Genomic DNA, 26,370 nt, shown 5'->3' on the forward strand with positions numbered 1-26,370 from the left:
TGGTTAGGCCTGCTTCAATTTCGCCAGGGACTGAATGCGTGCGTTTTCAATGCGCGCCACTTCTTCCGCCGGTACGTAGTAGTCGGTGTCTTCGTCGTAGCTACGGATAACGAAGGCGACGATCGAACCCACGAAGCTGGCGATGGCCAGCCACCAGATATGCCAGATCAGAGCGAAGCCAAGCGCCAGGGCGAACAGGCTGATCACGATGCCAGCAGCGGTATTGCGCGGCATGTGGATCTGCTTGTAGTCCGCATCCTTCTTCTCGGTGATGCCTTTTTCCTTCATGCCCCAGTAGGCGTCGATGTCGTGCACTTCCGGCACTTCGGCGAAGTTATAGAAGGGCGGCGGCGAGGAGGTCGACCACTCCAGGGTACGGCCATCCCACGGATCGCCCGTCACGTCCACGTTCTCCGGCAGATGGCGATCGCGGATACTGACGTAGAACATCCACAGCTGACTCAGGATGCCGAGGGCGATGATGCCGGCGCCGATGGCGGCGGTCACCAGGAAGGGGTGCCAGTCGGGGTTGTCGTAGTGGTTCAGACGACGGGTCATACCCATGAAGCCCAGCATGTACAGCGGCATGAAGGCGACATAGAAACCGATCAGCCAGCACCAGAAGGCCTGCTTGTTCAGCTTCTCGTTCAGCTTGAAGCCGAAGACCTTCGGGAACCAGTAGATCATGCCGGCGAAGTAGCCGAACACGGCGCCGCCGATGATCACGTTGTGGAAGTGAGCGATCAGGAACAGGCTGTTGTGCAGGACGAAGTCGGCACCCGGTACCGCCAGCAGGACGCCGGTCATGCCGCCGATGCTGAAGGTCACGATGAAGCCCAGGGTCCAGAGCATCGGCGAGGTGAACTGGATGCGACCCTGGTACATGGTGAACAGCCAGGTGAAGATCTTCACCCCTGTCGGGATCGCAATGATCATGGTCGCGATGCCGAAGAAGGCGTTGACGTTAGCGCCCGAGCCCATGGTAAAGAAGTGGTGCAGCCAGACGATGAAGGACAGCACGGTAATGGCTACCGTGGCCCAGACCATCGAGACGTAGCCGAACAGACGCTTCTTGCTGAAGGTGGAGGTCACTTCCGAGAACACGCCGAAGGCCGGCAGGATCAGGATGTATACCTCGGGGTGGCCCCAGGCCCAGATCAGGTTGGTGTACATCATCTGGTTGCCGCCAGCTTCCGCGGTGAAGAAGTGGAAGCCCAGGTAACGGTCCAGGGTCAGCAGTGCCAGAGTCACGGTCAGGATCGGGAAGGCCGCCATGATCAGGATGGCCGTACACCAGGAGGTCCAGGTGAAGATCGGCATGCGCATCAGGGTCATGCCCTTGGTGCGCATCTTCAGCACGGTCACGAAGAAGTTGACGCCGGTCAGGGTCGTACCGATACCGGAGAGCTGAAGCGCCCAGATGTAGTAGTCCATCCCTACGCCTGGACTGTACTGGATGCCTGACAGCGGCGGATAGGCCACCCAGCCGGTCGCGGCGAACTCGCCCACGAACAGCGACATCATGATCAGCACGGCGCCGGCCACGAACAGCCAGAAGCTCAGCGAGTTCAGGAAGGGGAAGGCCACGTCGCGGGCACCGATCTGCAGCGGTGTCACCACGTTCATCAGGCCGGCCACGAAGGGCATCGCCACGAAGAAGATCATGATCACGCCGTGGGCGGTGAAGATCTGGTCGTAGTGATGGGGTGGCAGGTAGCCCTCGGCGCCGCCGGAGGCGATGGCCTGCTGGCTACGCATCAGGATGGCATCGGAGAAGCCACGGAGCAGCATGATCAGGGCGACGATGAAGTACATCACGCCGATCTTCTTGTGGTCGACGGTGGTCAGCCACTCTTTCCAGAGGTAGCCCCACTTGCCGAAGTAGCTGAGTGCCCCGATGAGCGCCAGGCCACCCAGGGCGACCACGACGAACGTCACGAGAATGATCGGCTCGTGATACGGAATATCCGCGAGAGTTAATTTACCGAACATGACTTATTCCTCGGTACCGTGTTGACCGCCGTGCTGGCTCATGTCCATCACGTGATCGGTCTGCTTGCTGAAGTCGGACTTCATGAACTTCTTGATGACCGTTCTGAACAGATCCGGCTCGACCGTCGAGTAGTAGGCGACCGGCTGCTTCTCGCTGGGCTTGGCCAGCTCGGTGTAGCTCGCCTGGTCCAGGGTCTTGCCACCCGACTGCTTGACCTTGTTGACCCAGGCGTCGAAATCACCGGCGGTGGGTACCGCGTGTACGGCGAAGATCATGTCGGAGAAGCCGGCGCCGCTGTAGTTGGCCGAGCGACCTTCGAATTCGCCGGGATGATCGGCGATCAGGTGCAACTGGCTCTGCATGCCGGACATGGCGTAGATCATGCCGCCCAGGGCCGGGATGGACAGGGTGTTCATGACCGACTCGGAGGTGATCTTGAACTGCACCGGACGATTGACCGGGATGGCGATCTCGTTCACCGAGGCGATGCCCTGCTCGGGATAGATGAACAGCCATTTCCAGTCCATCGAGACCGCTTCGATCACCAGCGGCTGCTCAGGATGATCCAGCGGTTTGAAGGGATCCAGCTCGTGGGAGGTCTTCCAGTTCAGGATGCTCAGGAACACCACGATGGCCAGGGGGACCAGCCAGACCACGGCTTCGATCTTGTAGGAGTGAGCCCAGTTCGGGGTGTACTTGGCGTCCTTGTTGGTCGCGCGGTACTTCCAGGCGAACAGGAAGGTCATCACGATGACCGGGATCACCACGATCAGCATGAGGCCGAACGCTGTGTAGATGAGGTTGCGTTCTTGCACGCCGATGGAGCCTTTCGGATCCAGCAGCACGGCGTCGCACCCGCTGAGCAGCAGCGCGGCGGCACCGGCCAGAAGCCAACCGGTTGGTTTTAGATACTTCGTTAGTTTCATCTCACGACCTCAGTAGAGCGGCTCATCGTGGTTATTCTCTCAACGTGCCTGTCGCCAGCCTCATGCTCCGCAACGGACAGGCATCCGTGCGGCAGGCTGATGGATTGCAGAAATTGCGGGATTTCGCAGCGCGGTATGGTGCCACAGAGGGGCTGGATATTCGACCCTTTGGTCAGCCGCCGTTCAGGTCTTGCCGGTCGTCAAGAAAGCCGAAAACAGGCGGGGTAAGGCACTGTCATGCGCTGGGTAAGAGTAGTCGAGGGTTGCGGAGTCGTCAGTTCTCGGAGCAGGTAACGGGCTGCTCGAAGGCAGGAGGAGAGACCAGCAGGCGACCCAGGAAGGCGCGGCCCAAGGCGGCTAAGGCCTTGAAGGCTTTGGAAAGATGAGGAGAGGACGACGCGGAAGGATGGTGCCGGAGATAGGAGTCGAACCTACGACCTTCGCATTACGAATGCGCTGCTCTACCAACTGAGCTACACCGGCACGAAGCTTTCAATGATAAGTCTTCGGTTATCTGCTGTGCAACCCTGGTCGCTGCCCCTGTGCGATGGCCTGTGGCGATGTGTCGCACTGCTGCCTGCTGCGAATTTCGGGATTCGCCAACGCCTCTCGGCCTGACGATATTGGTTGAGAGGGAGGTCAATGGTCAGGGTATGACTCATTCAGGAAACCTTTATTGAAGTCGTCCTACCTAATCCTTCGCGGATCCAGCCTTGCCGCAGCTTCGCCCCACCAATACTGCAAGCTGATAGCTGCCCATGCGGAGAGCCCCGATGACTGATTACTCCCTCACCCGTCGTAACGTCCTCGTCGGCTCCGCCGTGGGGCTAGCCGCTGCGGCTTCAGGCGCTGCCGTTGCCCAGGAAGGTATTAGCACTACACGTCCAGCCAAGCCGCTACAGGACCCGCGGACCAAGTACACCCGCGAGCCCTTCAAGGAGCAGCGCCAGGAATGGCCGGCTTTGACCAGCAAGATGGAACCGCGTCCCGACCATGGTGAGACCAGCTATCACGGCTCGGGTCGCCTGGCCGGGCGCAAGGCGCTCATCACCGGCGGCGATAGCGGTATCGGTCGCGCCGTGGCCATCGCCTTCGCCCGCGAGGGGGCGGATGTGGCCATCAACTATCACCCCTCCGAAGAGTCCGACGCCCAGGAAGTGGTCAAGCTGATCCAGGAGGCCGGTCGCAAGGCCATTACCCTGCCGGCCGACATCCGTACCCAGGAGGCTTGCGAAGACGTCGTGAACAAGGCCATCCAGCAGCTCGGTGGCCTGGATCTGCTGGTGAACAATGCGGCCTACCAGCAGAGCAAGGCCGACATCCTCGAAATCACCGACGAGCAATTCGACCGAACCTTCAAGACCAACGTCTATCACGTCTTCCGCTTCAGCAAGGCCGCCATCCCGCACCTGCCGCCGGGCGCCAGCATCATCAATACCGTCTCGGTGAATTCCTACGATCCCGGCGAAGAATTGATCGACTACGCCTCGACCAAGGCCGCCATCCTCAATCTCACCAAAGGCATGGCCAAGCAATTGGCCAAGAAGGGCATCCGCGTCAACGCCGTGGCACCGGGGCCGGTGTGGACACCGCTGCAGGTGGCGGGTGGGCAATTGGAAGGGCAGATGAAGAAGTTCGGCCAGGACACGCCGCTAGGAAGGGCAGGGCAGCCGGCGGAGTTGGCGGGATTGTATGTGGCCCTAGCGGAAGAGGATGCGAGTTTTAGTACGGGGACGGTGGTGGGGGCGTTTGGGGGAAAGGGGATGCCGTGAAGTAATAACTGGCAGCAGCGGAGTTGCCGCAAAAGTTTATTCTTTAATGTCTTTTGTATGCTGATTCGAAATGTGTGAGGTCCGGCTGTCAAGGCGGTGTTCACTAGATAATAAAGGCGCTATTTCTAGCGCCTTTATGTGGAAAGCTGTAGGGGCTTAAGGAGTAGTAGTTGCGGCAGCCGCTGCCTGGGGACAAGAGGTAGGAGCAAGGCTTGCATTGCTTGCGCTAGCAGTTGCGCAAGTCCAGCCGCCATCTGCAGTACGAGTCCAGGTCATAGTTGCTGCGTTGACTTGGGATGGAGCATTTCGTACAGCGCAACGAATGGTACCTGTGCCGGCCGTAGTAATAGCCGCTGTAATAGTACAGTTAGTAGTTGTAAGGCTCGCTAGGTTCAAGTCTGCCGCAGTTGACGAAGCTTGGCCGTTATTCGCTCTATCATCCGCTACGGTTTTTGCTGCAGTAATTTCGGCAAGGCCGGCAGTCAACTTGGCCCTTGCTTGATAGTTACTATAAGCGGGAATAGCAATCGCTGCCAAAATACCGATGATCGCCACCACGATCATCAGTTCGATCAAGGTAAAGCCTTTTTGAGCTTTCATTCCAAATCTCCGAAGTTGGGTCAGGCCAACGTGCCTGTCAGGACTAAAGCATAGGCCGTGCCAAAGAAAAATGCCTACTACAGCACGCTTCGTGCGCGATGGGCGTCAACAAAGGGGCAGGTGATGACAAAAAATGTCAGCTGTCTGGCGCCATTTTGCGGGCACCTTGGGGGGGTGCTATAACGCCTGCTGTAGCCATGGGTGGGAATAACGATGAACGAGACGGTGATGCTGTCGGGACTGGCGCGGCAACTGGTGGATGCGCAGTTGCTAGCGGAGGTGGCGGCGCAACAGGCGGTGGTCAAGGCCAAGCAGGCCAAGGTGCCGCTGGTGACCTATCTCGTTCAGCAGCGGTTGGTGCAGAGCCGGCCTCTGGCTGAACTAGCGGCTCAGGAATTCGGCGTGCCCTTTCTCGATCTGTCGGCCATCGACAAGGAGCAGTTGCCCAAGGACATCGTCAACGAAAAGTTGATGCAGCAGCATCACTTTCTGCCATTGAGCAAGAGAGGCAACAAGCTCTTCATCGCGCTGTCTGACCCGACCAATCAGCAGGCCATCAACGATGTGTCCTTTGGCAGCAAGCTGGCCGTCGAGGTTGTGCTGGTCGAAGACGATAAGCTGCACCAGGCCATCGAGCGGTATCTGGATACTGGCACCGGTGGTTTGGATCTGGGCGATATCGATCTCGACTTGGAAACCGAGGGCGGTGAGCGACCTCAGGAAGCCGTAGCCGGTACCGATGCCGACGATGCGCCGGTGGTGAAGTTCGTCAACAAGATGCTGCTGGATGCCATCAAGAAGGGCTCCTCCGACCTGCACTTCGAGCCCTATGAAAAGATGTACCGGGTGCGCTTTCGTACAGACGGTGTCCTGCACGAGGCGGCGCGGCCGCCAGTGCAGCTGGTGTCGCGGATCTCGGCGCGGCTCAAGGTAATGTCCAATATGGACATTTCCGAACGCCGTAAGCCCCAGGATGGCCGGGTCAAGCTCAAGGTGTCCAAGACCAAGTCCATCGACTTCCGGGTCAACACCCTGCCCACCCTCTGGGGCGAGAAGATCGTGATGCGGATTCTGGATTCCTCCAGCGCCCAGATGGGGATCGATGCTCTGGGCTATGAGGATGTGCAGAAGGAGCTCTATCTGCAGGCGCTCAAGCAGCCGCAGGGGATGATCCTGGTGACCGGGCCTACCGGTTCGGGCAAGACGGTATCTCTCTATACCGGCCTCAATATCCTCAATACCGAAGACATCAATATTTCCACCGCCGAGGATCCGGTGGAGATCAACCTGGAAGGCATCAACCAGGTCAACGTCAATCCGCGTCAAGGGCTCGACTTCTCCCAGGCGCTGAGGGCCTTCCTGCGTCAGGATCCTGACGTGATCATGGTCGGTGAAATCCGAGACTTGGAAACGGCGGAGATTGCCATCAAGGCAGCCCAGACCGGTCACATGGTTATGTCGACCCTGCACACCAACAGTGCGGCGGAAACTCTGACGCGCCTGCGGAACATGGGGGTGCCCGCCTTCAACCTGGCGACCTCGGTCAATCTCATCATCGCTCAGCGCCTGGCACGTAAGCTGTGCAACAAGTGCAAGAGAGTCCATGAGGTGCCCCGCGAGTCCCTACTGGCCGAAGGCTATCGCGAGGAAGAGATCGGCAGTTTTACCCTTTACCAGCCTATCGGTTGCGAGGACTGCAATGCGGGCTATCGCGGGCGGGTGGGAATCTACGAGGTGGTGAAGGTCACTCCGGCGCTGCAGCAGATGATCATGGAGGAGGGCAACTCCATCGAGATCGCGGCGCGGATGCGGAAAGAGGGCTTCAATGATCTGCGGCGGTCGGGGCTGGTGAAGGCCATGCAGGGGATTACCAGTCTGGAAGAGATCAATCGGGTGACCAAAGACTGATGGTTTTCCCTCACCCTAGCCCTCTCCCAGAGGGAGAGGGGACTTGATCGGAGCGTCGGTTGTTGATCGCGCATAAGGCCTCAGCATCACAGGGCGTCTATAACTCCGGCATATGGCGCGATGCTTGCCTCTAAAGCCACAACCCGCTCTGCACAGAGCATTCTTTTGACAGGTCCGCCAAGGCGGGCCAAGTCTTTGACGAGTCAAGGCCATGGCCGATAAAGCTATCAAGATGGGCAGCTTCACCTGGGAGGGGACTGATCGCAAAGGGACCAAGGTGAAGGGCGAGATGACAGGCCTGAATCCTGCGCTGATCAAGGCGCAATTGCGCAAGCAGGGCATCAATCCGACCCGGGTCCGCAAGAAGTCGGTATCGCTGTTCGGCAAGGGCAAGAAGATCAAGCCCATGGATATCGCCCTGTTCACCCGGCAGCTGGCGACCATGATGAGTGCCGGTGTGCCCCTGCTGCAGGCCTTCGACATCATTGGCGAGGGCTTCGACAATCCCAACATGCGCAAGATGGTCGACGACATCAAGCAGGACGTCGCCGCGGGTAATAGCCTGGCCAACTCCTTGCGCAAGCAGCCGCAATATTTCGACGACCTCTATTGCAACCTAGTGGATGCCGGTGAGCAATCCGGTGCCTTGGAGACCCTGCTGGATCGGGTAGCGACCTACAAGGAAAAGACCGAGGCGCTGAAAAAGAAGATCAAGAAGGCCATGACCTACCCAGCGGCAGTAGTTGTCGTGGCGGTAATCGTCTCGGCCATTCTGCTGATCAAGGTGGTCCCCCAGTTCCAATCTGTATTCGAAGGCTTCGGTGCTCAGTTACCTGCGTTTACGCTCTTTGTTATTGCCATTTCTGAGGCACTGCAGGAGTGGTGGTTGTTGGTGCTCGGCGGAATCTTCTTGCTCGCTTTCGTCCTCCGGCACTTCTACAAGAAGTCCGAGAAATTCCGTGACGCCACGGACCGTGGGTTGCTGAAGATCCCGTTGATCGGCTCCATTCTCTATAAGTCGGCCATTGCCCGTTATGCCCGCACGTTGGCTACCACCTTCGCGGCCGGTGTGCCGCTGGTGGATGCTCTTGATTCGGTGGCTGGTGCGACCGGCAACGTGGTATTCCGCAATGCCGTGGAGAAGATCAAGGGCGATGTTTCCACCGGTATGCAGCTCAACTTTTCCATGCGTACTACCGGGGTGTTCTCGTCCATGGCCATCCAGATGACGGCCATCGGCGAGGAGTCGGGCTCTCTGGACGAGATGCTGTCCAAGGTCGCGACCTTCTATGAAGACGAAGTCGACAATATGGTCGACAACCTCACCACCCTGATGGAGCCGATGATCATGGCGGTCCTCGGGGTCCTGGTCGGTGGTTTGATCATTGCCATGTACCTGCCCATCTTCCAGCTCGGCTCGGTGGTCTGATGGCGCTGCTGGAATTCTTGGCCGGCGCGCTGGTCCTGGGGTTGCTGGTAGGCAGCTTTCTCAATGTGGTGGTCTATCGCCTGCCGGTGATACTGAGGCGCGACTGGCAGGCGGAGGCGCGCGAGGTGCTGGAATTGCCGCCCGAACCGGCGGGAACGCCTTTCAACTTGGCGCGACCCGCTTCCCGTTGCCCCCATTGCCAACGTGCCGTGCGGCCTTGGGAAAACGTGCCGGTGCTGAGTTATCTGCTCCTGCGCGGTCGTTGCAAGGGCTGCCAGGCGACGATCAGCCTGCGCTATCCGCTGGTGGAGTTGGCCTGTGGACTGCTGTCGGCCTGGGTCATCTGGCATCTGGGCGTGACTTGGCAGGGTGGAGCCTTCCTGCTGCTGACCTGGGGGCTGCTGGCGGCCAGTCTGATCGATGCCGATCACCAGCTGTTGCCGGACGTGATCGTCCTGCCGCTGTTGTGGCTGGGGTTGATCGCCAATCAGTTCGGGCTGTTCACCACCCTCGGCGATGCCGTCTGGGGGGCGGTAGCCGGCTATCTGAGTCTCTGGCTGGTGTTCCAGTTGTTTCGCCTGCTTACTGGCAAGGAAGGCATGGGCTATGGCGACTTCAAGCTGCTGGCCCTGCTCGGCGCCTGGGGCGGTTGGCAGATCCTGCCATTGACCATCCTCTTGTCTTCGCTGGTGGGTGCCATCCTGGGTGTCATCACCTTGCGCCTACGGCGGGCGGAAACCAGCACGCCCTTGCCCTTTGGTCCCTATCTGGCCGTGGCGGGGTGGATTGCCTTGCTCTGGGGTGATCAAATAACCGGCTTGTACCTGAACTTCGCCGGATTCCGATGACTTCTGCCTGGACCCTCGGCCTGACCGGGGGCATCGGCAGTGGCAAGAGTGCCGCTGCCGAGCATTTCGCCCAGTTGGGCATCACCTGTGTCGACGCCGACCAGGCCGCCCGTTGGGTGGTCGAGCCGGGACGACCGGCACTGGTCGAGATCGCCGGGCATTTTTCATCGGCTGTCTTGCAGCCGGATGGCAGCCTGGACCGGGCGGCGCTACGGGCCGCGATCTTTGCCGATCCGGCCGAGCGGCGCTGGCTCGAAGCCCTGCTGCACCCCCTGATTCGCCAGGAGATCCTGGCGGCCCTGGCCCGGGCCGAGTCGCCCTATGCCATCCTGGTGTCGCCGCTACTGTTCGAATCCGGGCAACGGGCACTGGTTCGCCGCGGGCTGGTGATAGACGCGCCGGAAGCGCTCCAGCTTGAGCGAGCCATGCACCGTGACGGAGTGGAAGAGGCTCAGGTACGAGCCATCCTGGCGGCCCAGCTGCCGCGTGCCGAGCGGCTGGCCAAGGCGGATGACGTCATCTGCAACGACGGCGATCTCGCCACGCTCCACACCGAGGTGGAGCGCCTGCATTCCTTTTATCTGACTCTTGACGGAGGCCAAGCATGAGCACTCTCACCGTGGACTGCCCCACCTGCGGCGCACCCGTGGAATGGAGCGAGAAGAGCGCCAATCGGCCCTTCTGTTCCGACCGCTGCAAACTGATCGACCTGGGTGCCTGGGCGGCGGAAGAACATGCCATCCCGGGCAATGAGCTGGAAGACGATCTCTATTCGGAAGACCTCAATCGGCGCGGCCACTAGGTCGTGCGCTACAGCCGTTGCGACCAAGCCTTGGCAGTCGCCAGGGCGGCCTGACGCAACTTGGCCGCCAGTTCGGGCTTTTCGTATTCCAGCGGACTCGACGCCGTCACCGTATGGATGCGGTCGCGCTTGATAAAGAACACCTGGGTGCCCAGCAAGGGCTTGCTGCAGGCACTGGCGCCTTCGCCGAGGCCGTCGATGGCCTTGCACTCCAGTTGCTCGCTGAGCGACTGCACCTGTCGCCGCAGCTTGGGCAGCGCCCTGCCACCGTTCTCGTAGCCCGCCGACAGGCCCAGCAGATAGTTGGCCGGCTGGCCGGTGTCGCGATCGGTGAAGGCGCAGCCGCCGGCGATCTGCCGGGCATAGGCCAGGGGCAGGCCGGAGGTCTGCTGGAGCAGCGGCAGTGGCAACTGGGCCTGCAGGCTGGCGCAGTCGACGGGTTCGCCATTATCGGCATGGGCGAGGGCAGCGCCCAGGAGCAGGGGGAGGGCAACGAGGAAACGCATGAAAACATCCTGTCGATGGCCAGCGGCCGATAGAGGCCGAGTCTACCGGCTGGAGCCCCGTCTCAGGCGGGGAGACGGGAGCGGCTGTGCGCTGCGTCATGCGTCGGTCAGCACATTGCGGACTGGTATCCGGCGCGGGTGATCCTTACCCTGGCCGCAGACAGCGAACAGCGAGGCGTAGGATGTCCGAGGCGCTCACTCCCGGATTCATGGTGGTACACGGCAACCGGCTCGAAGAGCTGCGCGGCCTGGCGGTCGGCTGGATGCGGCGCTATCCCCTGGCGCCACTGGAAAACGAACAGGTGCTGGTGCAGAGCAATGGCATCGCCCAATGGCTCAAGCTGGCTCTGGCCGAGGATCCGCGCGGGGACGACGAGGGTGGCTGCGGGGTGGCCGCAGCCCTTGAGGTGCAGTTGCCGGCGGCCTTTCTCTGGCGGACCTATCGCCAGGTACTGGGTCGTGACCAGGTACCGCCATCCTCGCCGCTGGACCGCGCACCCCTGACCTGGCGCCTGATGCGACTCCTGCCGACCCTGCTCCTGCAGCCCGACTTCGCCGCACTGCGGCGTTTTCTCGACGATGACGGCGATCTGCGCAAGCGCTACCAACTGGCCGAGCGTCTGGCCGATCTCTATGACGGCTACCAGGTCTACCGCGCCGACTGGCTCAACGACTGGGCAGCGGGCCGCGATCTGCTGGCCAGCCTGCGCGACGGCCGGCGTCCCCTGCCCGAGAGCTGTCGCTGGCAGGCGCAACTGTGGCGGGCGCTGCTGGCCGACGTGGGCGACGGTGGCCTGGCCCGCAGCCGGGCCGGGGTGCACCGGCGCTTTCTGGAGGTAATGCAGGCGGCCACCGAAGCGCCGGCTGGTCTGCCGCGGCGGGTGGTGATCTTTGGCCTGTCGGCGATTCCGGCGCAGACCCTCGAAGCCTTGGCCGCGCTGGCGCGCTTCAGCCAGGTGCTGCTCTGCGTGCACAATCCCTGTCGCCATCACTGGTCCGACATCGTCGCTGACCAGGATCTCTTGCGACAGAACTATCGCCGCCAACAGCGCAAGCCGGGCATGCCCCAGACGCTGGATGCCGAGGCGCTGCATCAGCACGGTCAGCCGCTGCTGGCGAGCTGGGGCAAGCAGGGCCGCGACTACATCCACCTGCTGGACGAATTCGACGAGCCCGACGGTTATCGTCGGCTGTTCGAGGACCTCAACGGCGGCCGTATCGATCTCTTCGCCGACACCGAACCCCAGCATCTGCTCGGCCAGTTGCAGGACGACATCCTCGAATTGCGTCCGCTGACCGAGACCCGTGAACGCTGGCCGGCAGTAGATCCGGCGCGGGACAGGTCCATGCGTTTCCATGTGGCCCATAGTCCGCAGCGTGAGGTGGAGATCCTCCACGATCAGCTCCTGGCGCGCTTCAACAGCGATGGCAGCCTGAGGCCGCGCGACGTCATCGTCATGGTGCCGGACATCGATGCCTATGCGCCGCACATCCGTGCGGTGTTCGGTCAGCTTGACCGCCAGGATCCGCGCTTCATCCCCTTCAGCCTGGCCGACCAGCACCAGCGCGGCTTCCAGCCGTTGCTGATCGCCCTGGAGCATCTGCTGCAGCTGCCCGACAGCCGCTTCGCCCTGAGCGAGATCCTCGACCTGCTGGACGTGCCGGCGGTGCGTGCTCGCTTCGGCCTGCGTGAGGGCGATCTGCCGACCCTGCACCTCTGGCTGGAGGGCGCCGGCGTGCGCTGGGGGCTGGATGCCGAGCAACGCAGTCGCCTCGACCTGCCTGAAGGCCTGACGCAGAACACCTGGCGCTTTGGCCTGAGGCGCATGCTGCTGGGCTATGCCGTAGGCAGTGGCGCGGCCCTGGGCGATATCGAACCCTTCGACGAGGTGGGTGGCCTGGACGCGGCGCTGGTCGGGCCGCTGGTGGATCTGCTCGATGCGCTGGATGCGGCCCAGGCGGCGCTGGCCCAGCCGGCCCGGCCGGCGGAGTGGGGCGCCCGCCTGCAGGCGCTGCTGGCGCTGTTCTTCAGCGTCCAGGACGAGCATGACGAATACCTGCTGGAGCAGCTGGAAAATCTACGCGAGCGCTGGCTCGAACTGTGCGAGGACGTCGCCCTGGACGAAGAGCTGCCGCTCACCGTGGTCCGCGAGGCCTGGCTGGCCGGACTGGACAGCGGGGGCCTGGCCCAGCGCTTTCTCGCCGGGGCGGTCAACTTCTGCACCCTGATGCCCATGCGCGCCATCCCCTTCCGCGTGGTCTGTCTGCTGGGCATGCACGACGGTGCCTATCCGCGCATCCAGTCGCCGCTGGATTTCGATCTCATGGCCCAGGACTATCGCCCCGGTGACCGCTCGCGGCGCGAGGATGATCGCTATCTGCTGCTGGAGGCGCTGCTCTCGGCACGCGATCAGTTCTATGTCAGCTGGGTGGGGCGCAGCATCCGCGACAATAGCGAGCGCCCGCCGTCGGTACTGGTCGCCCAGTTGCGTGACCATCTCCAGACCGGTTGGCGGCTGGCGGGGCATGAAGAGGAGCCGGAGCGCCTCCTGGCGGCCCTGACCCAGGAACATCCGCTGCAACCCTTCAGCGCCCGCTATTTTCGCGGCGAGCGCGGCTATTTCAGCTTTGCCGCCGAGTGGCTGGGCGTGCATGACCGCACCACGCGCGATGAGGACGCCCTGCTGCCGCCGCTGGTACCCGAAGAGCCCCTGGGCCTCGATGATCTCGCCCGCTTTCTGCGCGGACCGGTGGATCTGTTCTTCGCCAATCGACTCAAGGTGCATTTCGCGGCGCCCGATGCGCCGGCGGAAGACGAAGAGCCCTTCGGTCTGGATGCCCTGACCCGCTACCAGTTGGGCGAAGACCTGCTGGCGGCGGCACTGGCTGAGCCTGCCGAGGCCGACCAGGCGCTCATGGCCGCCGCGGAGCGCCTGCGCGGCAGTGGTCGCTTGCCGCTGGCGGGTTTTGGCGAGCGGGCCGGGCGGGCCTTGCGCGAGCCTCTGCCTGCCGTGGTCGCCCAGGTCGAGGCCCTGACGCTGCGCTGGCCCGAACCCCTGGAAGAGGCCGTGACCCTGGATCTCGAACACAAAGAGCTGCAATTGGTGGCTAATCTCGAACGCCTGCGCCGCGGTCCTGAGGGGCTGCTGGCCCTGACCGCTCAGGCCAATGGCCTGGGCAGCACCCGTACCCGCAAATGGCACCGATTGCTACGGCCCTGGGTGCAGCATCTGGTCGCTGCGGCGGGTGGCCTGAAATTGACCACCGCGGTGGTGGCGACCGATCTGACCCTGCTGCTGGCGCCGCTGGACGCCGAGTTGGCCCGGCGGCAGCTGGATGAATTGCTGGACGCCTGGGCACTGGGCCAGCGGCGTCCGCTGCCGGTGGCGCCGCGCACCGCCTTCGCCTGGCTGGCCAATGAGCCGGACAAGGCCCTGGCCGCGGCCGAGCAGGCCTATCAGGGCGAGGCGGCGACCCATCCGGCGCTGCGTCGGCAGTATCCGGATTTCGCCGCGCTGCTAGCCGACGAGGAATTCGACGGCTGGTGCCAGACCCTCTATGCGCCGGTGCATACCGCTGGCTGGCAGGTGGTTGGCGGGGAGGGACAGGCATGAGCCAGCGCCCGCTCGCCCTGCGCTTTCCGCTGCGGGGCAATCAGCTCATCGAGGCCAGTGCCGGCACCGGCAAGACCTTCACCATCTCCGCGCTCTATGTGCGTCTGGTGCTGGGGCACGGTACACCCGAGACGGCTTTCGGCCGCGACCTGTTGCCGCCGCAGATCCTGGTGGTGACCTTTACCGAGGCCGCCACCCAGGAATTGCGCGACCGCATTCGCCATCGCCTGGCCGAGGCGGCGCGCTTCTTCCGTGACGAGATCGTGGCGCCCGATCCCTTGCTCGCCGAGTTGCGCGAGGATTTTTCAGTCGAGGCCTGGGCCGATTGCGCCCGGCGCCTGGACATCGCCGCCCAGTGGATGGACGAGGCGGCCGTCTCCACCATCCACAGCTGGTGCCAACGCATGCTGCGCGAGCACGCCTTCGACAGCGGCAGTCTCTTCGTGCAGAACCTGGAGCAGGACCAGAGCGAATTGCTGGCCCAGGTGGTGCGCGACTACTGGCGGCGCTTCTGCTATCCCCTCGAAGGGGAAGCGCTGGACTGGGTGATCGAGCACTGGGGCGAACCCCGCGCCCTGGCCGTGCGCCTGCGACCCCTGTTGAGCGAGGCCTTGGGTGCGCCCCAGGGCGAACCCGCCGCCTTGCTGGCCACCGCCCTGGCCGAACGCCAGGCGCGGTTGGCACGGCTCAAGGCGCCCTGGGCCCAGTGGGCGGAAGAGTTGCGCGAACTCTGCCAGGCCGGCTGCGACGCCAAGGTGGTCGACGGCCGCAAGTTGCAGAAGCGATTCTTCGGGCCCTGGTGCGACAAGCTGGTCGCCTGGGCGGACAACCCCGCCAGTGAAGACCTCGATATCGGCACCGGCTTCATCCGGCTGACCGAGGAGGGCTTCGCCGAGGTCTGGACCAAGGCCAGCCCGCCGGATCATCCGGCCCTGGCAGCCATGGCGCGCCTGCCCGGGCAATTGGCCGAGCTGCCCAGCCCCGAGGTGCCCCTGCTGGAACATGCCGCGGCCTGGGTGCAGCAGAAGTTCGAGCGCGAGAAACTGCGTCGCGCCGAGCTGGGCTTCGACGACATCCTCACCCGTCTGGATCGGGCATTGCAGGCCGATGGCGCTGGCGCACGACTGGCGGCGCTGATCCGCGAGCAGTTTCCGGTGGCGCTGATCGACGAATTTCAGGACACCGATCCGGTGCAGTACCGAATCTTCAGCACCGTCTACGGCGCAGAAGTGGGCACCGGGCTGTTCCTGATCGGCGATCCCAAGCAGGCCATCTATGCCTTCCGCGGCGCCGATATCCATACCTATCTGCAGGCCCGCCGCGCCAATGCCGGCCACCTGCATTCGCTGGACACCAACTTCCGCTCCACCGCCGCCATGGTTGCGGCGGTCAACCAGGTATTCCAGCATGGCGAGATGACGGCACGGCGCGCCGCCTTCCTGTTCCGCCAGGGCGAGGACAATCCGGTGCCCTTCGAACCGGTCCGTGCCCAGGGCCGGCGCGAAGCTCTGGAGATTGACGGCGTACCGGGCGCAGCCCTGACCTTCTGGCAGCTGGCGAGCGACGAACCCCTGGCCGGTACCGCCTATCGCGCCACCCTGGCCGAGAGCACCGCCAGCGAGATCGTCCGACTGCTGTGCTTGGCGGCCGAGGGCAAGGCCGGCTTTCGCCGTGAAGACGCCGAACTGGTGCCCCTGCGGCCGGCCGACATCGCCATCCTGGTGCGCGCCGGCAGTGAGGCCCAGGCGGTACGCCAGGCCCTGGTGCGCCGTGGGGTGCGCAGCGTCTATCTGTCGGACAAGGATTCGGTGTTCACCGCCCAGGAAGCCCGTTGCCTGCTGGACTGGCTCAAGGCCTGCGCCGAGCCCGATGTGGATCGCCGGCTGCGCGCGGCCCTGGGCAGCCTGACCCTCGACCTGCCGTTGGCCGAGTTGGATGCCCTCAACCACGACGAGCAGGCCTGGGAGTCGCGGGTGCTGCAATTCCGTGGCTATCGCCAGCTCTGGCGCACCCAGGGCGTGTTGCCCATGTTGCGCCGCTTGCTGCAGGACTTCCGTCTGCCACAAAGGCTGATGGCCCGCGCCGACGGCGAGCGGGTGCTGACCAATCTGCTGCACCTCGCCGAACTCCTGCAGCGCGCCGCCGGCGAGCTGGACGGCGAACAGGCGCTGATCCGCCACCTGGCCGAGCAGCTGGCCGCCCAGGGCGCCGCCGACGAACAGATCCTGCGCCTGGAGAGCGACGCCGAGCTGGTCAAGGTGGTGACGGTGCACAAGTCCAAGGGCCTGGAGTATCCGCTGGTGTTCCTGCCCTTCGCCTGCGCCTATCGCGCCGAGGAGGGCGCCAGCCTGCCACTGCGCTATCACGACGACCAGGGCCAGTTGCGCCGTACCTTCAAACCCTCCGCCGTGGAGCTGGCCCGCGCCGACGACGAGCGCCTGGCCGAAGACCTGCGGCTGCTCTATGTCGCCCTGACCCGGGCCCGGCACGCCTGCTGGGTCGGGGTGGCCGATCTCAAGCGTGGCCGCAGCAAGGAGTCTGGCTTCGCCCGCAGCGCCCTGGGTTATCTGGCCACCGGCGGCGAGCCCCTGGCCAGTTCAGCAGCCCTGGGAACGGCGTTGGCCACCCTGATCGGCGCGCAATCCGACACCCTGATCCTGCCGCTGCCCGAGGCCAATCCGGCCCGCCTGCCCGAGGCCCGCGAGGCCCCGGTGACCCTCAGGGCGCTGACAGCCCGGCGGGCGGCCCGCGAGGACTGGTGGATCGCCTCCTACAGCGCCCTGCGCATCGGTACGCGCCTGGGCGAAGCGCGGGAGGAAGGCCAGCTGAACCTGGAGCTGGACCTGGACACCCCGGCAGCCCAGAAGCTGTTCGACGATGACCGTCTCGCCCCGGACGAGGCTCGCCAGCCCGCGGCTGGCGAAGACCTGCATCGCTTTCCCCGCGGCCCCGGTCCGGGCACCTTTCTGCACAGCCTGCTGGAGTGGGTCGGCGAGGAGGGCTTCACCGCCATCCAGGCCGCGCCTGAGCGGCTGGACGACCTGATCGCCCGGCGTTGCCAGCGACGCGGCTGGAATCACTGGATTCCCATCCTGCAGGGCTGGCTGCGCCAGTTGCTGGAGCTGCCGCTGCCCTTGCCGGGGGGAGGTCAGCGCCTGGGCGAACTGGCGCGCTATCAGGTGGAGATGGAATTCTGGTTCGCCACCCATGGCGTCGATCTGGAGCGACTGGACGATCTGGTTCGCCGCGGCACCCATGGCGGCCAGGCACGGCCGATGCTGGAGCCGGGCCAGCTCAATGGTCTGTTCAAGGGCTTCATCGACCTGGTGTTCGAGCATGAGGGGCGCTATTTCGTGGTGGATTACAAGTCCAACTGGCTGGGCGCCGAGGCCGGCGCCTATACCCGCGCGGCCATGGAAGCCGCCGTCCTGGCCAAGCGTTACGACCTGCAGTACGTGCTCTACAGCCTGGCCGTGCACCGGCTGCTCAAGGCGCGGCTGCCCGGCTACAGCTACGAGCGCCATTTCGGCGGCGCCGTCTACCTCTTCCTGCGCGGCTGCGATCCCGCCGGCCACGGCGTCTTCGTCGAGCGTCCCGCCCAGGCCCTGATCGAGACTCTGGATCTGCTGTTCAGCGGTGCGGAGATTGCCCATGTCTGATTTCAGCCCCGCTACCGAACGGCTGCTGCGCCTGGCGTCCCTGGCCCAGGAGCGCCCCCTGGCACCGCTCGAACAGCGCGATGACCTCTTTCGCCTGCTGGAACTCTGGGTGCAGCGCGGCTGGCTGCGCCAGGTGGACCGGGCCTTCACCAGCTTTCTCGGTGAACTCGATCCCCAGGGCGACTCGGCGGTGCTGCTGGCCGCGGCCCTGGCCAGCCATCAGCTCGGCCATGGCCATGTCTGCCTGGATCTCGCCGCCACCCTGCGCAATCCCGATGCCGCCCTGTCGCTGCCGCCCGAGGGCGACGAGGCGCGCGCCTCGCTGTTGCCGTCCCAGTTGCTGCACGGCCATACCCTGGAGGCCTGGCGGCAGGCGCTGCTGGCCAGCGTGCTGGTCGATGCCGACGGCAGCTGTCCGGAGCGACCGCTGGTGCTCGGCGGTGAGCGCCTCTATCTGCGGCGCTACTGGAATTACGAGCGCGCGGTGGCGGCCAGCTTGCGCCAGCGCCTGGCCACCCCCGAGCCGCTGCCGGCGGATCTCGCCGAGCGCCTCGACCGGCTGTTTCCGCCGGACCCCGACGCGGGCGGCGAACCCGACTGGCAGAAGCTGGCCTGCGCCCTGGCGGTGCGTGGTGCCTTCAGCATCGTCACCGGCGGCCCCGGGACCGGCAAGACCACCACCGTGGTACGGCTGCTGGCGCTGCTCCAGGCGCCGGCGCTGGCAGCCGGTCGCCCCCTGCGTATCCGCCTGGCCGCGCCTACCGGCAAGGCGGCCGCGCGGCTCACCGAATCCATCGGCGGCCAGGTCAGTCGCCTGCCGGTGGACGACGAGCTGCGCCGGCACATCCCCACCGGGGTCACCACGGTGCACCGGTTGCTGGGCAGTCGACCCAATACCCGCCACTTCCGCCATCACCACGGGCATCCCTTGCCGCTGGACGTGCTGGTGGTGGACGAAGCCTCGATGATCGACCTGGAGATGATGGCCAGCTTGCTGGCGGCCCTGCCGCCGCGAGCGCGACTGGTGCTGCTCGGCGACAAGGACCAGCTGGCCTCGGTGGAGGCGGGCGCGGTGCTGGGCGATCTCTGCCGGGATGCCGAAGCCGGGCGCTACAGCCCGGCGACCCGGGCCTGGCTGGAAGGGGTGAGCGGTCAGTCGTTGGCCCAGGCGGCGCTGGCGGTCGGCGACGACCAGGGTGACGCCCTGGCCCAGCAGGTGGTGATGCTCAGGCGCTCGCGGCGCTTCGGCGCCGGCAGCGGTATCGGCCAACTGGCGCGGCGGGTCAATGCCCAGGACGGCATGGGCGCGCAGCAGGTGCTGGTCGACGGCGGCTACGCCGACCTGCACCGGGTGCTGCTCAAGGGACCGGAAGATCGCGCCCTGGAACGCCTGGTGCTGGAAGGGCGCGGGCGCGCCCGCGGCTATCGTCATTACCTGGAGGTCCTGCATGGGATACGGCCGCAACTGGACACCGTTCTGGAGGATCCGGCCTGGACGCGCTGGGCCGGCCAGGTGCTGGCCGCCTTCGACGACTTCCAGCTGCTCTGCGCCGTGCGCAAGGGCCCCTGGGGCGTGGAGGGCCTCAATCTGCGCATCGCCAACGCCCTGTTGACCGCCGGTTTGCTCACGAGCGAGCACGGCTGGTACGAGGGCCGCCCGGTGCTGGTGACGCGCAACGACTACAGCCTGGGCCTGATGAACGGTGACATCGGCATCACCCTCTGCCTGCCGGATGCCAACCAGCCGGGGCGCAAGGTCCTACGGGTCGCCTTTCCCCGCGGCGATGGCAGCGGCGGTCTGAGATTCGTCCTGCCCAGCCGGTTGGCGGCGGTGGAGACGGTGTTCGCCATGACCGTGCACAAGTCCCAGGGCTCGGAATTCGCCCACACGGCGCTGCTGCTGCCCGAGCAGCTCAGTCCGGTGCTGACCAAGGAGCTGGTCTATACCGGCATCACCCGCGCGCGCGATGATTTCACCCTGATCGAGGCCCGTGGCGGCATCTTCGCCGAGGCCGTGGCCCGTCGGGTCCGTCGCGTCAGCGGGCTGGACCTGGATTTGCGAAACACTGTGTAAATGTACAGATAAACGCTGGACGCTCCCCTCGCGTCTGCCTAAGGTGAGGGGAGCCGTCCGCGATGAGAGCGCCATGACTTCCCTGCCTTTCGTTTCCCTTGTGCTTCCCCTGTTGCTGCTGGCCGGTTGGGCGGGTTCGGCCGTCTGGCTGACCGGGCGCCAGCGCTATCTGCAACAGCAACTCGACAGCGCCGCCGAGCGCTACGACATGCTGCGCGACGACCTGCAGCGGGCCGAGCTGGCCAATGGTCGCCAGGTGGTGGAGTTGGGCGCCGAGCGCGAACGCACCGCCGCCCTGCAGCGCCAACTGGAGGCCAATCGCGAGCTGGAAGCCGAGTTGCGCCAGCAGACCCGCCAGGCCCAGTTGCAGGCCGCCGAACAACACGCCCTGGCCGAGGCCGCCCGCGCCCAGCTGCAGGGTAGCCAGGAGCAGCTCGCCGAACTGCGCGAACGCCAGCACCGCGAGCAACAGCTGCACGCCGAGGTACAGGAGCGCCATGCGCGCCTGGCCGAAGAGCATGCGACGCTCAGGACCACCCTGGAGCAGAAGGAAGAGCACTTCCAGGCGCAGCAGCTGCTGCTGCGCGAGAGTCGCGAGCAACTCAAGCTGGAGTTCGAGCAACTGGCCGGGCGCATCTTCGACGCCAAGGGCCAGGCCTTTGCCCAGCACAGCCAGCAATCGCTGGATGCGCTGCTCCGGCCGTTCCGCGAGCAGATCGAAGGCTTTCGCGCCAAGGTCGAGGACATCCACCACAAGGATGTCCAGCAGCAGGCGGCCCTCGGCCAGCAACTGCTCGATCTCAAGGAACTCAACCGGCAGATCACCCAGGAAGCCCATGACCTGGCCACCGCCCTGCGCGGCCAGAAGAAGGCCCAGGGCAACTGGGGTGAACTGATCCTGGAAAATGTGCTGGAGCGTTCCGGCCTGCGCGAGGGTCGCGACTTCGTCCGCGAACGCAGCTTCACCACCGAGACTGGGCGGCGGCGGCCGGACGTGCTGGTCCATCTGCCGCAGAAGAAGCACCTGGTGGTGGACGCCAAGGTGTCGCTCAATGCCTATACCCGCTACGTCAACAGTGAGGACGAAGGCGAGCGTCGCCTGGCCCTGGGCGAGCACGTGCGCGCCGTGGGCGACCGCATCCGTGAACTGGCCGATCGCGAGTACTTCAGCCTGCCGGGGCTGAATTCGCCGGAGATGGTCTTTCTCTTCATTCCCATCGAATCGGCCTTCGTCGAAGCGCTCAAGGCCGACGAGAGTCTGTTCCAGCGTGCCATCGAGCAGAACGTGCTGGTGGCCACGCCGACCACCCTGCTGACCAGCCTCAACATCGTCCGCCAGCTCTGGCGCTTCGAGGACCAGAATCGCCATACCGCTGAGCTGGCCGAGCGCGCGAGCAAGGTCTACGACAAGCTGCGTACCTTTCTCGGCAGCATGGACGGCATCGGCAAGAGTCTGGACAAGGCCGGCGAAGCCTATCGCAAGGCCTGCGGCCAACTGGTGGGCGGCCCGGGCAACCTGGTCAAGCAGGTGGCCGACTTCAAGGAGCTGGGCGTGGCGGTACGCACCGAACTGGACGGTCAGTGGACCGAGCGGGCGGAGCTGGAGCTGACGATGGTCGAGCTGGAAGCCGCCGCCGAATCTTCCGAACAGGGCTGAGCTGGCGCTACGGGTTCAGGGGGAGGGCAGGTACGCCTGACCGGTATCAGGCGCACCGGTCAGGACGATAGCGCTTAGTGATGCTCGCGGGTGGCGCGGAATTTGATCTCCGGCCAGCGCTCTTCCATCAGCGCCAGGTTGACCCGGGTTGGCGCCAGGTAGGTGAGGTGACCGCCGCCATCCACCGCCAGGTTCTCGAAGGCCTTGTTCTTGAAGTCTTCGAGCTTCTTCTTGTCATCGCACTCGATCCAGCGCGCCGACCAGACGTTGATGGCCTCGTAGGCGCACTCCACCTTGTATTCTTCCTTCAGCCGGCTGGCGACCACGTCGAACTGCAGCACGCCCACCGCGCCCAGCACGATGTCGTTGTTGCGCTCGGGGAAGAACACCTGGGTGGCGCCTTCCTCGGCCAGTTCCTGCAGACCCTGGCGCAGCTGCTTGGATTTCAGCGGATCCTTGAGCCGCACGCGGCGGAACAGTTCCGGGGCGAAGTGCGGGATCCCGGTGAAGCCCAGCAGCTCACCTTCGGTGAAGGTGTCGCCGATCTGGATGGTGCCGTGGTTGTGCAGACCGATGATGTCGCCAGCGAAGGCCTCGTCCAGGTGCTCACGCTCACTGGAGAAGAAGGTCAGGGCGTCGGCGATCTTCAGGTCCTTCTTGATGCGCACGTGGCGCAGCTTCATGCCCTTCTCGTACTTGCCCGAGCAGATGCGCATGAAGGCGATGCGGTCGCGGTGCTTCGGGTCCATGTTCGCCTGGATCTTGAACACGAAGCCGGAAAATTTCTCTTCCACCGGCTCCACCACCCGCTCGTGGGCGGCGCGCGACAGCGGGCGCGGGGCCCAATCCACCACGGCGTCGAGCACCTGGTCGACACCGAAGTTGCCCAGGGCGGTACCAAAGAACACCGGGGTCATCTCGCCACGCAGGAAGGCCTCGCCATCGAATTCGTGACAGGCGCCCTGTACCAGTTCCAGCTCCTCGACGAAGCGGTCGTAGAGATCGCCCAGGTGCGCGCGGGCTTCATCGGAGTCCAGCTTGTCGATGGTCTTGGTGGCGATGCGTTCGTGACCATGGCCGGGGGTGTAGACGTAGATGCGGTCGTCCGAGAGGTGATAGACACCCTTGAAGTCGCGGTAGCTGCCTATCGGCCAGGTGATGGGCGCGGCCTTGATCTTGAGCACCGCCTCGATCTCGTCGAGCAGTTCGATGGGGTCGCGGATGTCGCGGTCGAGCTTGTTGATGAAGCTGACGATGGGGGTGTCGCGCAGGCGGCAGACGTCCATCAGGGCGATGGTGCGAGGTTCGACGCCCTTGCCGCCGTCAAGCACCATCAGCGCCGAATCCACCGCGGTCAGGGTGCGGTAGGTGTCTTCGGAGAAGTCTTCGTGGCCGGGGGTGTCGAGCAGGTTGATCATGTGCTCGCGGTAGGGGAACTGCATCACCGAGGTGGTGATGGAGATGCCGCGCTGCTTTTCCATCTCCATCCAGTCGGAAGTCGCATGGCGATCGGATTTGCGCGACTTCACCGTACCCGCGACGGCGATGGCCTGACCCATCAGCAGCAGCTTTTCGGTGATGGTGGTCTTGCCCGCGTCGGGGTGGGAAATGATGGCGAAGGTACGGCGCTTGGCGACTTCGGCGGCCTGGGTGGTCATGGATGAACCTGGGCGGGAAGAAAAAAGAGGGGGCGGAGTATAGCAGAGCGCAGCCCCACCGACTTGGGTCGGTGGGGCTGCCGGGGCTCCGCTCAACGCTGCGGCTGGATGGTGCCGTCGCAGCAGGATGGGGTGCGTTTGCGGCGGACCAGGCGCTTGCCCAGGGCCATGCCCGGGATCTCGATGTACCTGTGGGTCAGGCAGGCGAAGGCGAAGACCACTCCCAGTTCCAGCAGTACCACCAGGTTGTCCAGCACGGGGCTGCCGGTGGCGATGTAGCGGATCATGAAGGGCACCGGCACATCATGGGAGGGCGCCACCACCGTGAGATCATGGTGCAGCAGCTTGCCCAGCACGATGAAGGCGCTCTTGAACACGAAGATCACCGCGGCGTGGCAGAGGTAGATCGAATAGGACAGCACGCCCAGGCGGACGAAGAACCCCTGGTGCAGCACGCTGGAGACCAAGCCGCGCTCGAAGGCGAAGGTAAGAATGGTGACGCAGAACACCAGGGTCGCCAGCACGCCCTTTTTGGGCACCGGCAGATCCGAGGTCATCACCGCGACACCCGCGATCAGGCACGCCAGCTCCAGCAGGGTGCCACCGAATTGCCCCTGATTGTGCTGCTTGATCCAGACATAGAGGCGATAGGTGCAGGCGCCGGCGAAAAAGCACGACAGGCCACGGAAGATCTCGGTCTTCAGCGGCAGGATGGGAAACAGTAGCTGTACGAAGGCCAGCAGGGCGATCGCAAGGAACCACTGGCGCTGATGACCCTGGCCCTTGAGTACCAGCAGGCCGAATACCAGATAGAGGTAGTACTCGATGCTGATGCTCCAGGAGGGGTAGTTGAAGGAGCCGGTGATGGCCTCGCCCAGCCAGGATTGCAGCAGCAGCAGATTGGGTAGGAATTGTTCGGGCGCGGTGGCGCCGCTGAAGGCCGGATCGTTGAAGCCGATCCCCAGTTTTTCCGCCAACAGGCGACCGCTCTCCAGCAGCACATAGAGGCCCAGCATGGCCAGGTGCAGCGGCAGGATCCGCGCCGAGCGACTGATGGCGAAGTCGCGATAGTCGTCCAGGGTGCGCAGCCGATTTTCGTAGGTGTGCATCAGCACGAAGCCGCTCAGCACAAAGAAGAATTCGACGAACAGGTAGGCATTGGCTATCAGCGGATTTTCCGAGGCAGCCTGAGCAACATAGGTGTGGAAGAGGACAACGGCGACGGCCAATAGACCGCGAAAGCTATCCAGAGCGACGAATCTTTCCATGGGAATTCCCTGACGGTGCAGCAGGACGAGGCAAGCGGAGGCAGCGCAGCCGCTAGGGGGAAAGAGAAGGGAGCGGAGGGGGGAACGGTGGCATGGCATCCTAGCTCTTGTGGTCGTGCAAGCGTCTTAATAGTCGAACTATTACTTGCTGTAACAATTTGATCGCATAAAGCCAGCAAGTTCTTGCCTGGCCGTCCATGGCCTTGGCTTTTGTGACGGCAATCACCTGTTTTCAGGCAAATCGCTGACGGGTGGCAGTGGGCGCCGTTCGGCTTCGGCCGTGGCGCCCTTGTCTCAGCGAGGACCCAGGTCGGTGCAGTCGGCCGGCTTCACGTACTTCTGCAGCACGGTCCATTGCGGTCGGGGTTTGCCCTTGACCGGCTCGATCGCCAGCGGATAGTCGCCCCAGTTGGGGCCGGCTGCCCAGTACATGGCCGGAATGCATTCCTTGCGCAGACGGGCCAGCAGCCGGTCCATTGCCGCCAGCCAGCGGGGATCGTTGTCCGGTACGCCGAATTCGCCGATATGGCCACGCTTGCCGTGCTGCTTGAGCCAGGCGATGAAGGGCTCGACCCGGCGGATGCCGACGTCCGGGTCGAAGTCGGTCATGTCCTTCTTGAGGTATTTGCCGCCACCGTCGTTGTCGAAATAGACGTGCGCCGAATAGATCAGGTTGTCGGCCGGGTCCTTGAGGCCTAGCAGCTTGGCGTTGTAGCGCGGCCAGAGATAGCTGCTGGACCAGCCATTACCCTCGATCAGGATCGGGCGCGCCCGGTCCACGTCGCGTACCGCATCGATGCCGTGCTGCGCCGCGATCGGCCATTGCTCAACCGCATCGTGGGGCTCGTTCATGATGTCGTAGGCGGTGAGGGCGGGGTGCTCGTGCCAGCGCTGGGCGATCCGCCGCAGGACATCGGCATAGGCCGGGTAGGGCACTGCTGCGCTGCCGATGATCTGTCCGCGGTATCTCATGTAATTGTGCAGATCCAGGATCACGTGCATGCGATAGCGCTTGGCATTGTCCAGGGTCTTATCGATCAGCTTGGCATAGGCAGAATCCAGCGGCTGTCCCAGGCGGGGCTGCAGGCGTTCCCAGATGACCGGAAAGCGGATCACGCGGATGCCTTTGGCCGCCCAGCGTCGGTAGTGACCGGCGTCGGGAAAGAAGTAGTTGGTGCCGGGCTTGCCCGGCAATACATGAGGAGCGAAGCCGGCACCGGAGAAATTCAGTCCGACCAGGTCGGTGGGGAAGTCAGGCGTATCGGCACGGGTGGCCGGCGCGACGGCCAGGCAGAAGAGAGTGAGCAGGGTCGTGAGAGCGGTTTTCAGGCGTAGCGTCATCGGCAAGGTCCCGGACAGTGACGGAAGACGGTAGGAGCACGGGTCGCGGTGACCCGATTCGCCATGAGGCCCGAAGAGACGTCAGGAAGTTGCGCTGTATTGCTCAGAAGGTGCGCCAGGCGACGTTAATGCCAGGCGAAAGCCGCAGAAATGCGAGCTAGGTAGGGCTGGAGGTTAGCCTGTGCCAGGACGACGCGGGGTCTAGATCCCGGAGGGACGATCAGCCGAACGGAGGGAAAGGGCATTGGAGCGAGCAATGAACTGCCTGTGACTGCTTTCCATCTTTCCATGGCGCAGGCAGATCATTCGAAAGCG

Annotated in this window: 17 protein-coding genes and 1 tRNA gene; 10 read left to right on the forward strand and 8 right to left on the reverse strand. The window is 64.2% G+C overall.

Annotated elements, in window-relative coordinates:
• Positions 1-3: 3 nt before the first annotated feature.
• The 3 genes from cyoB to LRS53_RS11830 all read right to left on the reverse strand — a co-directional run bounded on the left by cyoB (position 4) and on the right by LRS53_RS11830 (position 3,402).
• Positions 4-1,992 carry a cytochrome o ubiquinol oxidase subunit I gene (gene cyoB / locus LRS53_RS11820; RefSeq protein ID WP_231356008.1) on the reverse strand — a complete coding sequence of 663 codons (1,989 nt, stop codon included), beginning with the start codon at positions 1,990-1,992 and terminating at the stop codon, positions 4-6.
• Positions 1,993-1,995: 3 nt separating this feature from the next.
• Positions 1,996-2,919 (reverse strand): ubiquinol oxidase subunit II, encoded by a 924-nt coding sequence (cyoA, locus tag LRS53_RS11825; protein ID WP_017640824.1) that lies wholly within the window; start codon positions 2,917-2,919, stop codon positions 1,996-1,998.
• A 407-nt stretch (positions 2,920-3,326) separates the two neighbouring features.
• Positions 3,327-3,402 (reverse strand) — tRNA-Thr (locus tag LRS53_RS11830).
• Positions 3,403-3,692: 290 nt separating this feature from the next.
• On the opposite strand from LRS53_RS11830, the gene LRS53_RS11835 reads away from it, so the two are divergent.
• Positions 3,693-4,691, forward strand: a complete 999-nt coding sequence (locus tag LRS53_RS11835) for an SDR family oxidoreductase (RefSeq protein WP_231356009.1) — start codon at positions 3,693-3,695, stop codon at positions 4,689-4,691.
• Between the two features lie 156 nt (positions 4,692-4,847).
• Here the strand turns inward: LRS53_RS11835 and LRS53_RS11840 are convergent, their stop codons facing one another.
• A complete protein-coding gene (locus LRS53_RS11840; RefSeq protein WP_231356010.1) occupies positions 4,848-5,291 on the reverse strand; it encodes a pilin in 444 nt (147 codons plus the stop codon).
• A 213-nt stretch (positions 5,292-5,504) separates the two neighbouring features.
• On the opposite strand from LRS53_RS11840, the gene pilB reads away from it, so the two are divergent.
• From pilB to yacG, 5 genes are all read left to right on the forward strand, one after another.
• Positions 5,505-7,199, forward strand: coding sequence for a type IV-A pilus assembly ATPase PilB (pilB, locus tag LRS53_RS11845; RefSeq protein WP_231356011.1), 1,695 nt, complete (start codon positions 5,505-5,507; stop codon positions 7,197-7,199).
• A gap of 211 nt (positions 7,200-7,410) precedes the next feature.
• Entirely contained in the window at positions 7,411-8,628 is a 1,218-nt protein-coding gene (locus LRS53_RS11850; RefSeq protein WP_231356012.1) for a type II secretion system F family protein, read from the forward strand.
• Positions 8,628-9,476 carry a prepilin peptidase gene (locus LRS53_RS11855; RefSeq protein ID WP_231356013.1) on the forward strand — a complete coding sequence of 283 codons (849 nt, stop codon included), beginning with the start codon at positions 8,628-8,630 and terminating at the stop codon, positions 9,474-9,476. The genes LRS53_RS11850 and LRS53_RS11855 overlap by 1 nt, the downstream gene beginning before the upstream one ends.
• Positions 9,473-10,084: a dephospho-CoA kinase gene (coaE, locus tag LRS53_RS11860; RefSeq protein WP_231356014.1), complete on the forward strand. Its 612-nt coding sequence runs from the start codon at positions 9,473-9,475 to the stop codon at positions 10,082-10,084. Before LRS53_RS11855 ends, coaE begins: the two co-directional genes overlap by 4 nt.
• Complete coding sequence (yacG, locus tag LRS53_RS11865) at positions 10,081-10,278, forward strand: DNA gyrase inhibitor YacG (RefSeq protein WP_007160931.1); 198 nt, start codon at positions 10,081-10,083, stop codon at positions 10,276-10,278. The genes coaE and yacG overlap by 4 nt, the downstream gene beginning before the upstream one ends.
• A gap of 8 nt (positions 10,279-10,286) precedes the next feature.
• Here the strand turns inward: yacG and LRS53_RS11870 are convergent, their stop codons facing one another.
• Positions 10,287-10,784 carry a hypothetical protein gene (locus tag LRS53_RS11870; protein WP_068383484.1) on the reverse strand — a complete coding sequence of 166 codons (498 nt, stop codon included), beginning with the start codon at positions 10,782-10,784 and terminating at the stop codon, positions 10,287-10,289.
• A 182-nt stretch (positions 10,785-10,966) separates the two neighbouring features.
• Here LRS53_RS11870 and recC point away from each other — a divergent pair, with 182 nt between their 5' ends.
• The 4 genes from recC (at position 10,967) to rmuC (ending at position 21,788) form a co-directional block, all read left to right on the forward strand.
• Entirely contained in the window at positions 10,967-14,398 is a 3,432-nt protein-coding gene (gene recC / locus LRS53_RS11875) for an exodeoxyribonuclease V subunit gamma (protein WP_231356015.1), read from the forward strand.
• Positions 14,395-18,057, forward strand: coding sequence for an exodeoxyribonuclease V subunit beta (gene recB / locus LRS53_RS11880; protein WP_231356016.1), 3,663 nt, complete (start codon positions 14,395-14,397; stop codon positions 18,055-18,057). Before recC ends, recB begins: the two co-directional genes overlap by 4 nt.
• The gene (recD, locus tag LRS53_RS11885; protein WP_231356017.1) at positions 18,050-20,131 is read left to right on the forward strand and encodes an exodeoxyribonuclease V subunit alpha; all 2,082 of its coding nucleotides are present in this window, start codon (positions 18,050-18,052) and stop codon (positions 20,129-20,131) included. The genes recB and recD overlap by 8 nt, the downstream gene beginning before the upstream one ends.
• A gap of 73 nt (positions 20,132-20,204) precedes the next feature.
• Positions 20,205-21,788: a DNA recombination protein RmuC gene (gene rmuC, locus LRS53_RS11890; RefSeq protein WP_231356018.1), complete on the forward strand. Its 1,584-nt coding sequence runs from the start codon at positions 20,205-20,207 to the stop codon at positions 21,786-21,788.
• Positions 21,789-21,862: 74 nt separating this feature from the next.
• Here rmuC and LRS53_RS11895 read toward each other — a convergent pair whose 3' ends face one another.
• From LRS53_RS11895 to LRS53_RS11905, 3 genes are all read right to left on the reverse strand, one after another.
• Positions 21,863-23,446, reverse strand: coding sequence for a peptide chain release factor 3 (locus LRS53_RS11895; protein ID WP_064307861.1), 1,584 nt, complete (start codon positions 23,444-23,446; stop codon positions 21,863-21,865).
• 92 nt (positions 23,447-23,538) lie between these two features.
• Positions 23,539-24,714, reverse strand: coding sequence for an acyltransferase family protein (locus LRS53_RS11900; RefSeq protein ID WP_173149041.1), 1,176 nt, complete (start codon positions 24,712-24,714; stop codon positions 23,539-23,541).
• 294 nt (positions 24,715-25,008) lie between these two features.
• On the reverse strand, positions 25,009-26,055 hold the full coding sequence (locus LRS53_RS11905) for a glycoside hydrolase family 5 protein (protein ID WP_231356019.1): 1,047 nt from the start codon (positions 26,053-26,055) through the stop codon (positions 25,009-25,011).
• Between the last annotated feature and the right edge of the window lie 315 nt (positions 26,056-26,370).

Origin of the sequence: Pseudomonas sp. PLB05 (assembly GCF_021106615.1) — a bacterium.
GTDB classification, from domain to species: domain Bacteria; phylum Pseudomonadota; class Gammaproteobacteria; order Pseudomonadales; family Pseudomonadaceae; genus Chryseomonas; species Chryseomonas benzopyrenica.

What these genes read in the sequence shown, in the direction of transcription:
- LRS53_RS11905 (WP_231356019.1), bottom strand. Translation starts at nt 26,055, where the DNA reads ATGACGCTACGCCTGAAAACCGCTCTCACGACCCTGCTCACTCTCTTC.
- coaE (WP_231356014.1), top strand. Translation starts at nt 9,473, where the DNA reads ATGACTTCTGCCTGGACCCTCGGCCTGACCGGGGGCATCGGCAGTGGC.
- LRS53_RS11840 (WP_231356010.1), bottom strand. Translation starts at nt 5,291, where the DNA reads ATGAAAGCTCAAAAAGGCTTTACCTTGATCGAACTGATGATCGTGGTG.
- LRS53_RS11895 (WP_064307861.1), bottom strand. Translation starts at nt 23,446, where the DNA reads ATGACCACCCAGGCCGCCGAAGTCGCCAAGCGCCGTACCTTCGCCATC.
- rmuC (WP_231356018.1), top strand. Translation starts at nt 20,205, where the DNA reads ATGACTTCCCTGCCTTTCGTTTCCCTTGTGCTTCCCCTGTTGCTGCTG.
- recC (WP_231356015.1), top strand. Translation starts at nt 10,967, where the DNA reads ATGTCCGAGGCGCTCACTCCCGGATTCATGGTGGTACACGGCAACCGG.
- LRS53_RS11855 (WP_231356013.1), top strand. Translation starts at nt 8,628, where the DNA reads ATGGCGCTGCTGGAATTCTTGGCCGGCGCGCTGGTCCTGGGGTTGCTG.
- LRS53_RS11870 (WP_068383484.1), bottom strand. Translation starts at nt 10,784, where the DNA reads ATGCGTTTCCTCGTTGCCCTCCCCCTGCTCCTGGGCGCTGCCCTCGCC.
- recB (WP_231356016.1), top strand. Translation starts at nt 14,395, where the DNA reads ATGAGCCAGCGCCCGCTCGCCCTGCGCTTTCCGCTGCGGGGCAATCAG.
- recD (WP_231356017.1), top strand. Translation starts at nt 18,050, where the DNA reads ATGTCTGATTTCAGCCCCGCTACCGAACGGCTGCTGCGCCTGGCGTCC.
- LRS53_RS11835 (WP_231356009.1), top strand. Translation starts at nt 3,693, where the DNA reads ATGACTGATTACTCCCTCACCCGTCGTAACGTCCTCGTCGGCTCCGCC.
- LRS53_RS11850 (WP_231356012.1), top strand. Translation starts at nt 7,411, where the DNA reads ATGGCCGATAAAGCTATCAAGATGGGCAGCTTCACCTGGGAGGGGACT.
- pilB (WP_231356011.1), top strand. Translation starts at nt 5,505, where the DNA reads ATGAACGAGACGGTGATGCTGTCGGGACTGGCGCGGCAACTGGTGGAT.
- cyoB (WP_231356008.1), bottom strand. Translation starts at nt 1,992, where the DNA reads ATGTTCGGTAAATTAACTCTCGCGGATATTCCGTATCACGAGCCGATC.
- yacG (WP_007160931.1), top strand. Translation starts at nt 10,081, where the DNA reads ATGAGCACTCTCACCGTGGACTGCCCCACCTGCGGCGCACCCGTGGAA.
- cyoA (WP_017640824.1), bottom strand. Translation starts at nt 2,919, where the DNA reads ATGAAACTAACGAAGTATCTAAAACCAACCGGTTGGCTTCTGGCCGGT.
- LRS53_RS11900 (WP_173149041.1), bottom strand. Translation starts at nt 24,714, where the DNA reads ATGGAAAGATTCGTCGCTCTGGATAGCTTTCGCGGTCTATTGGCCGTC.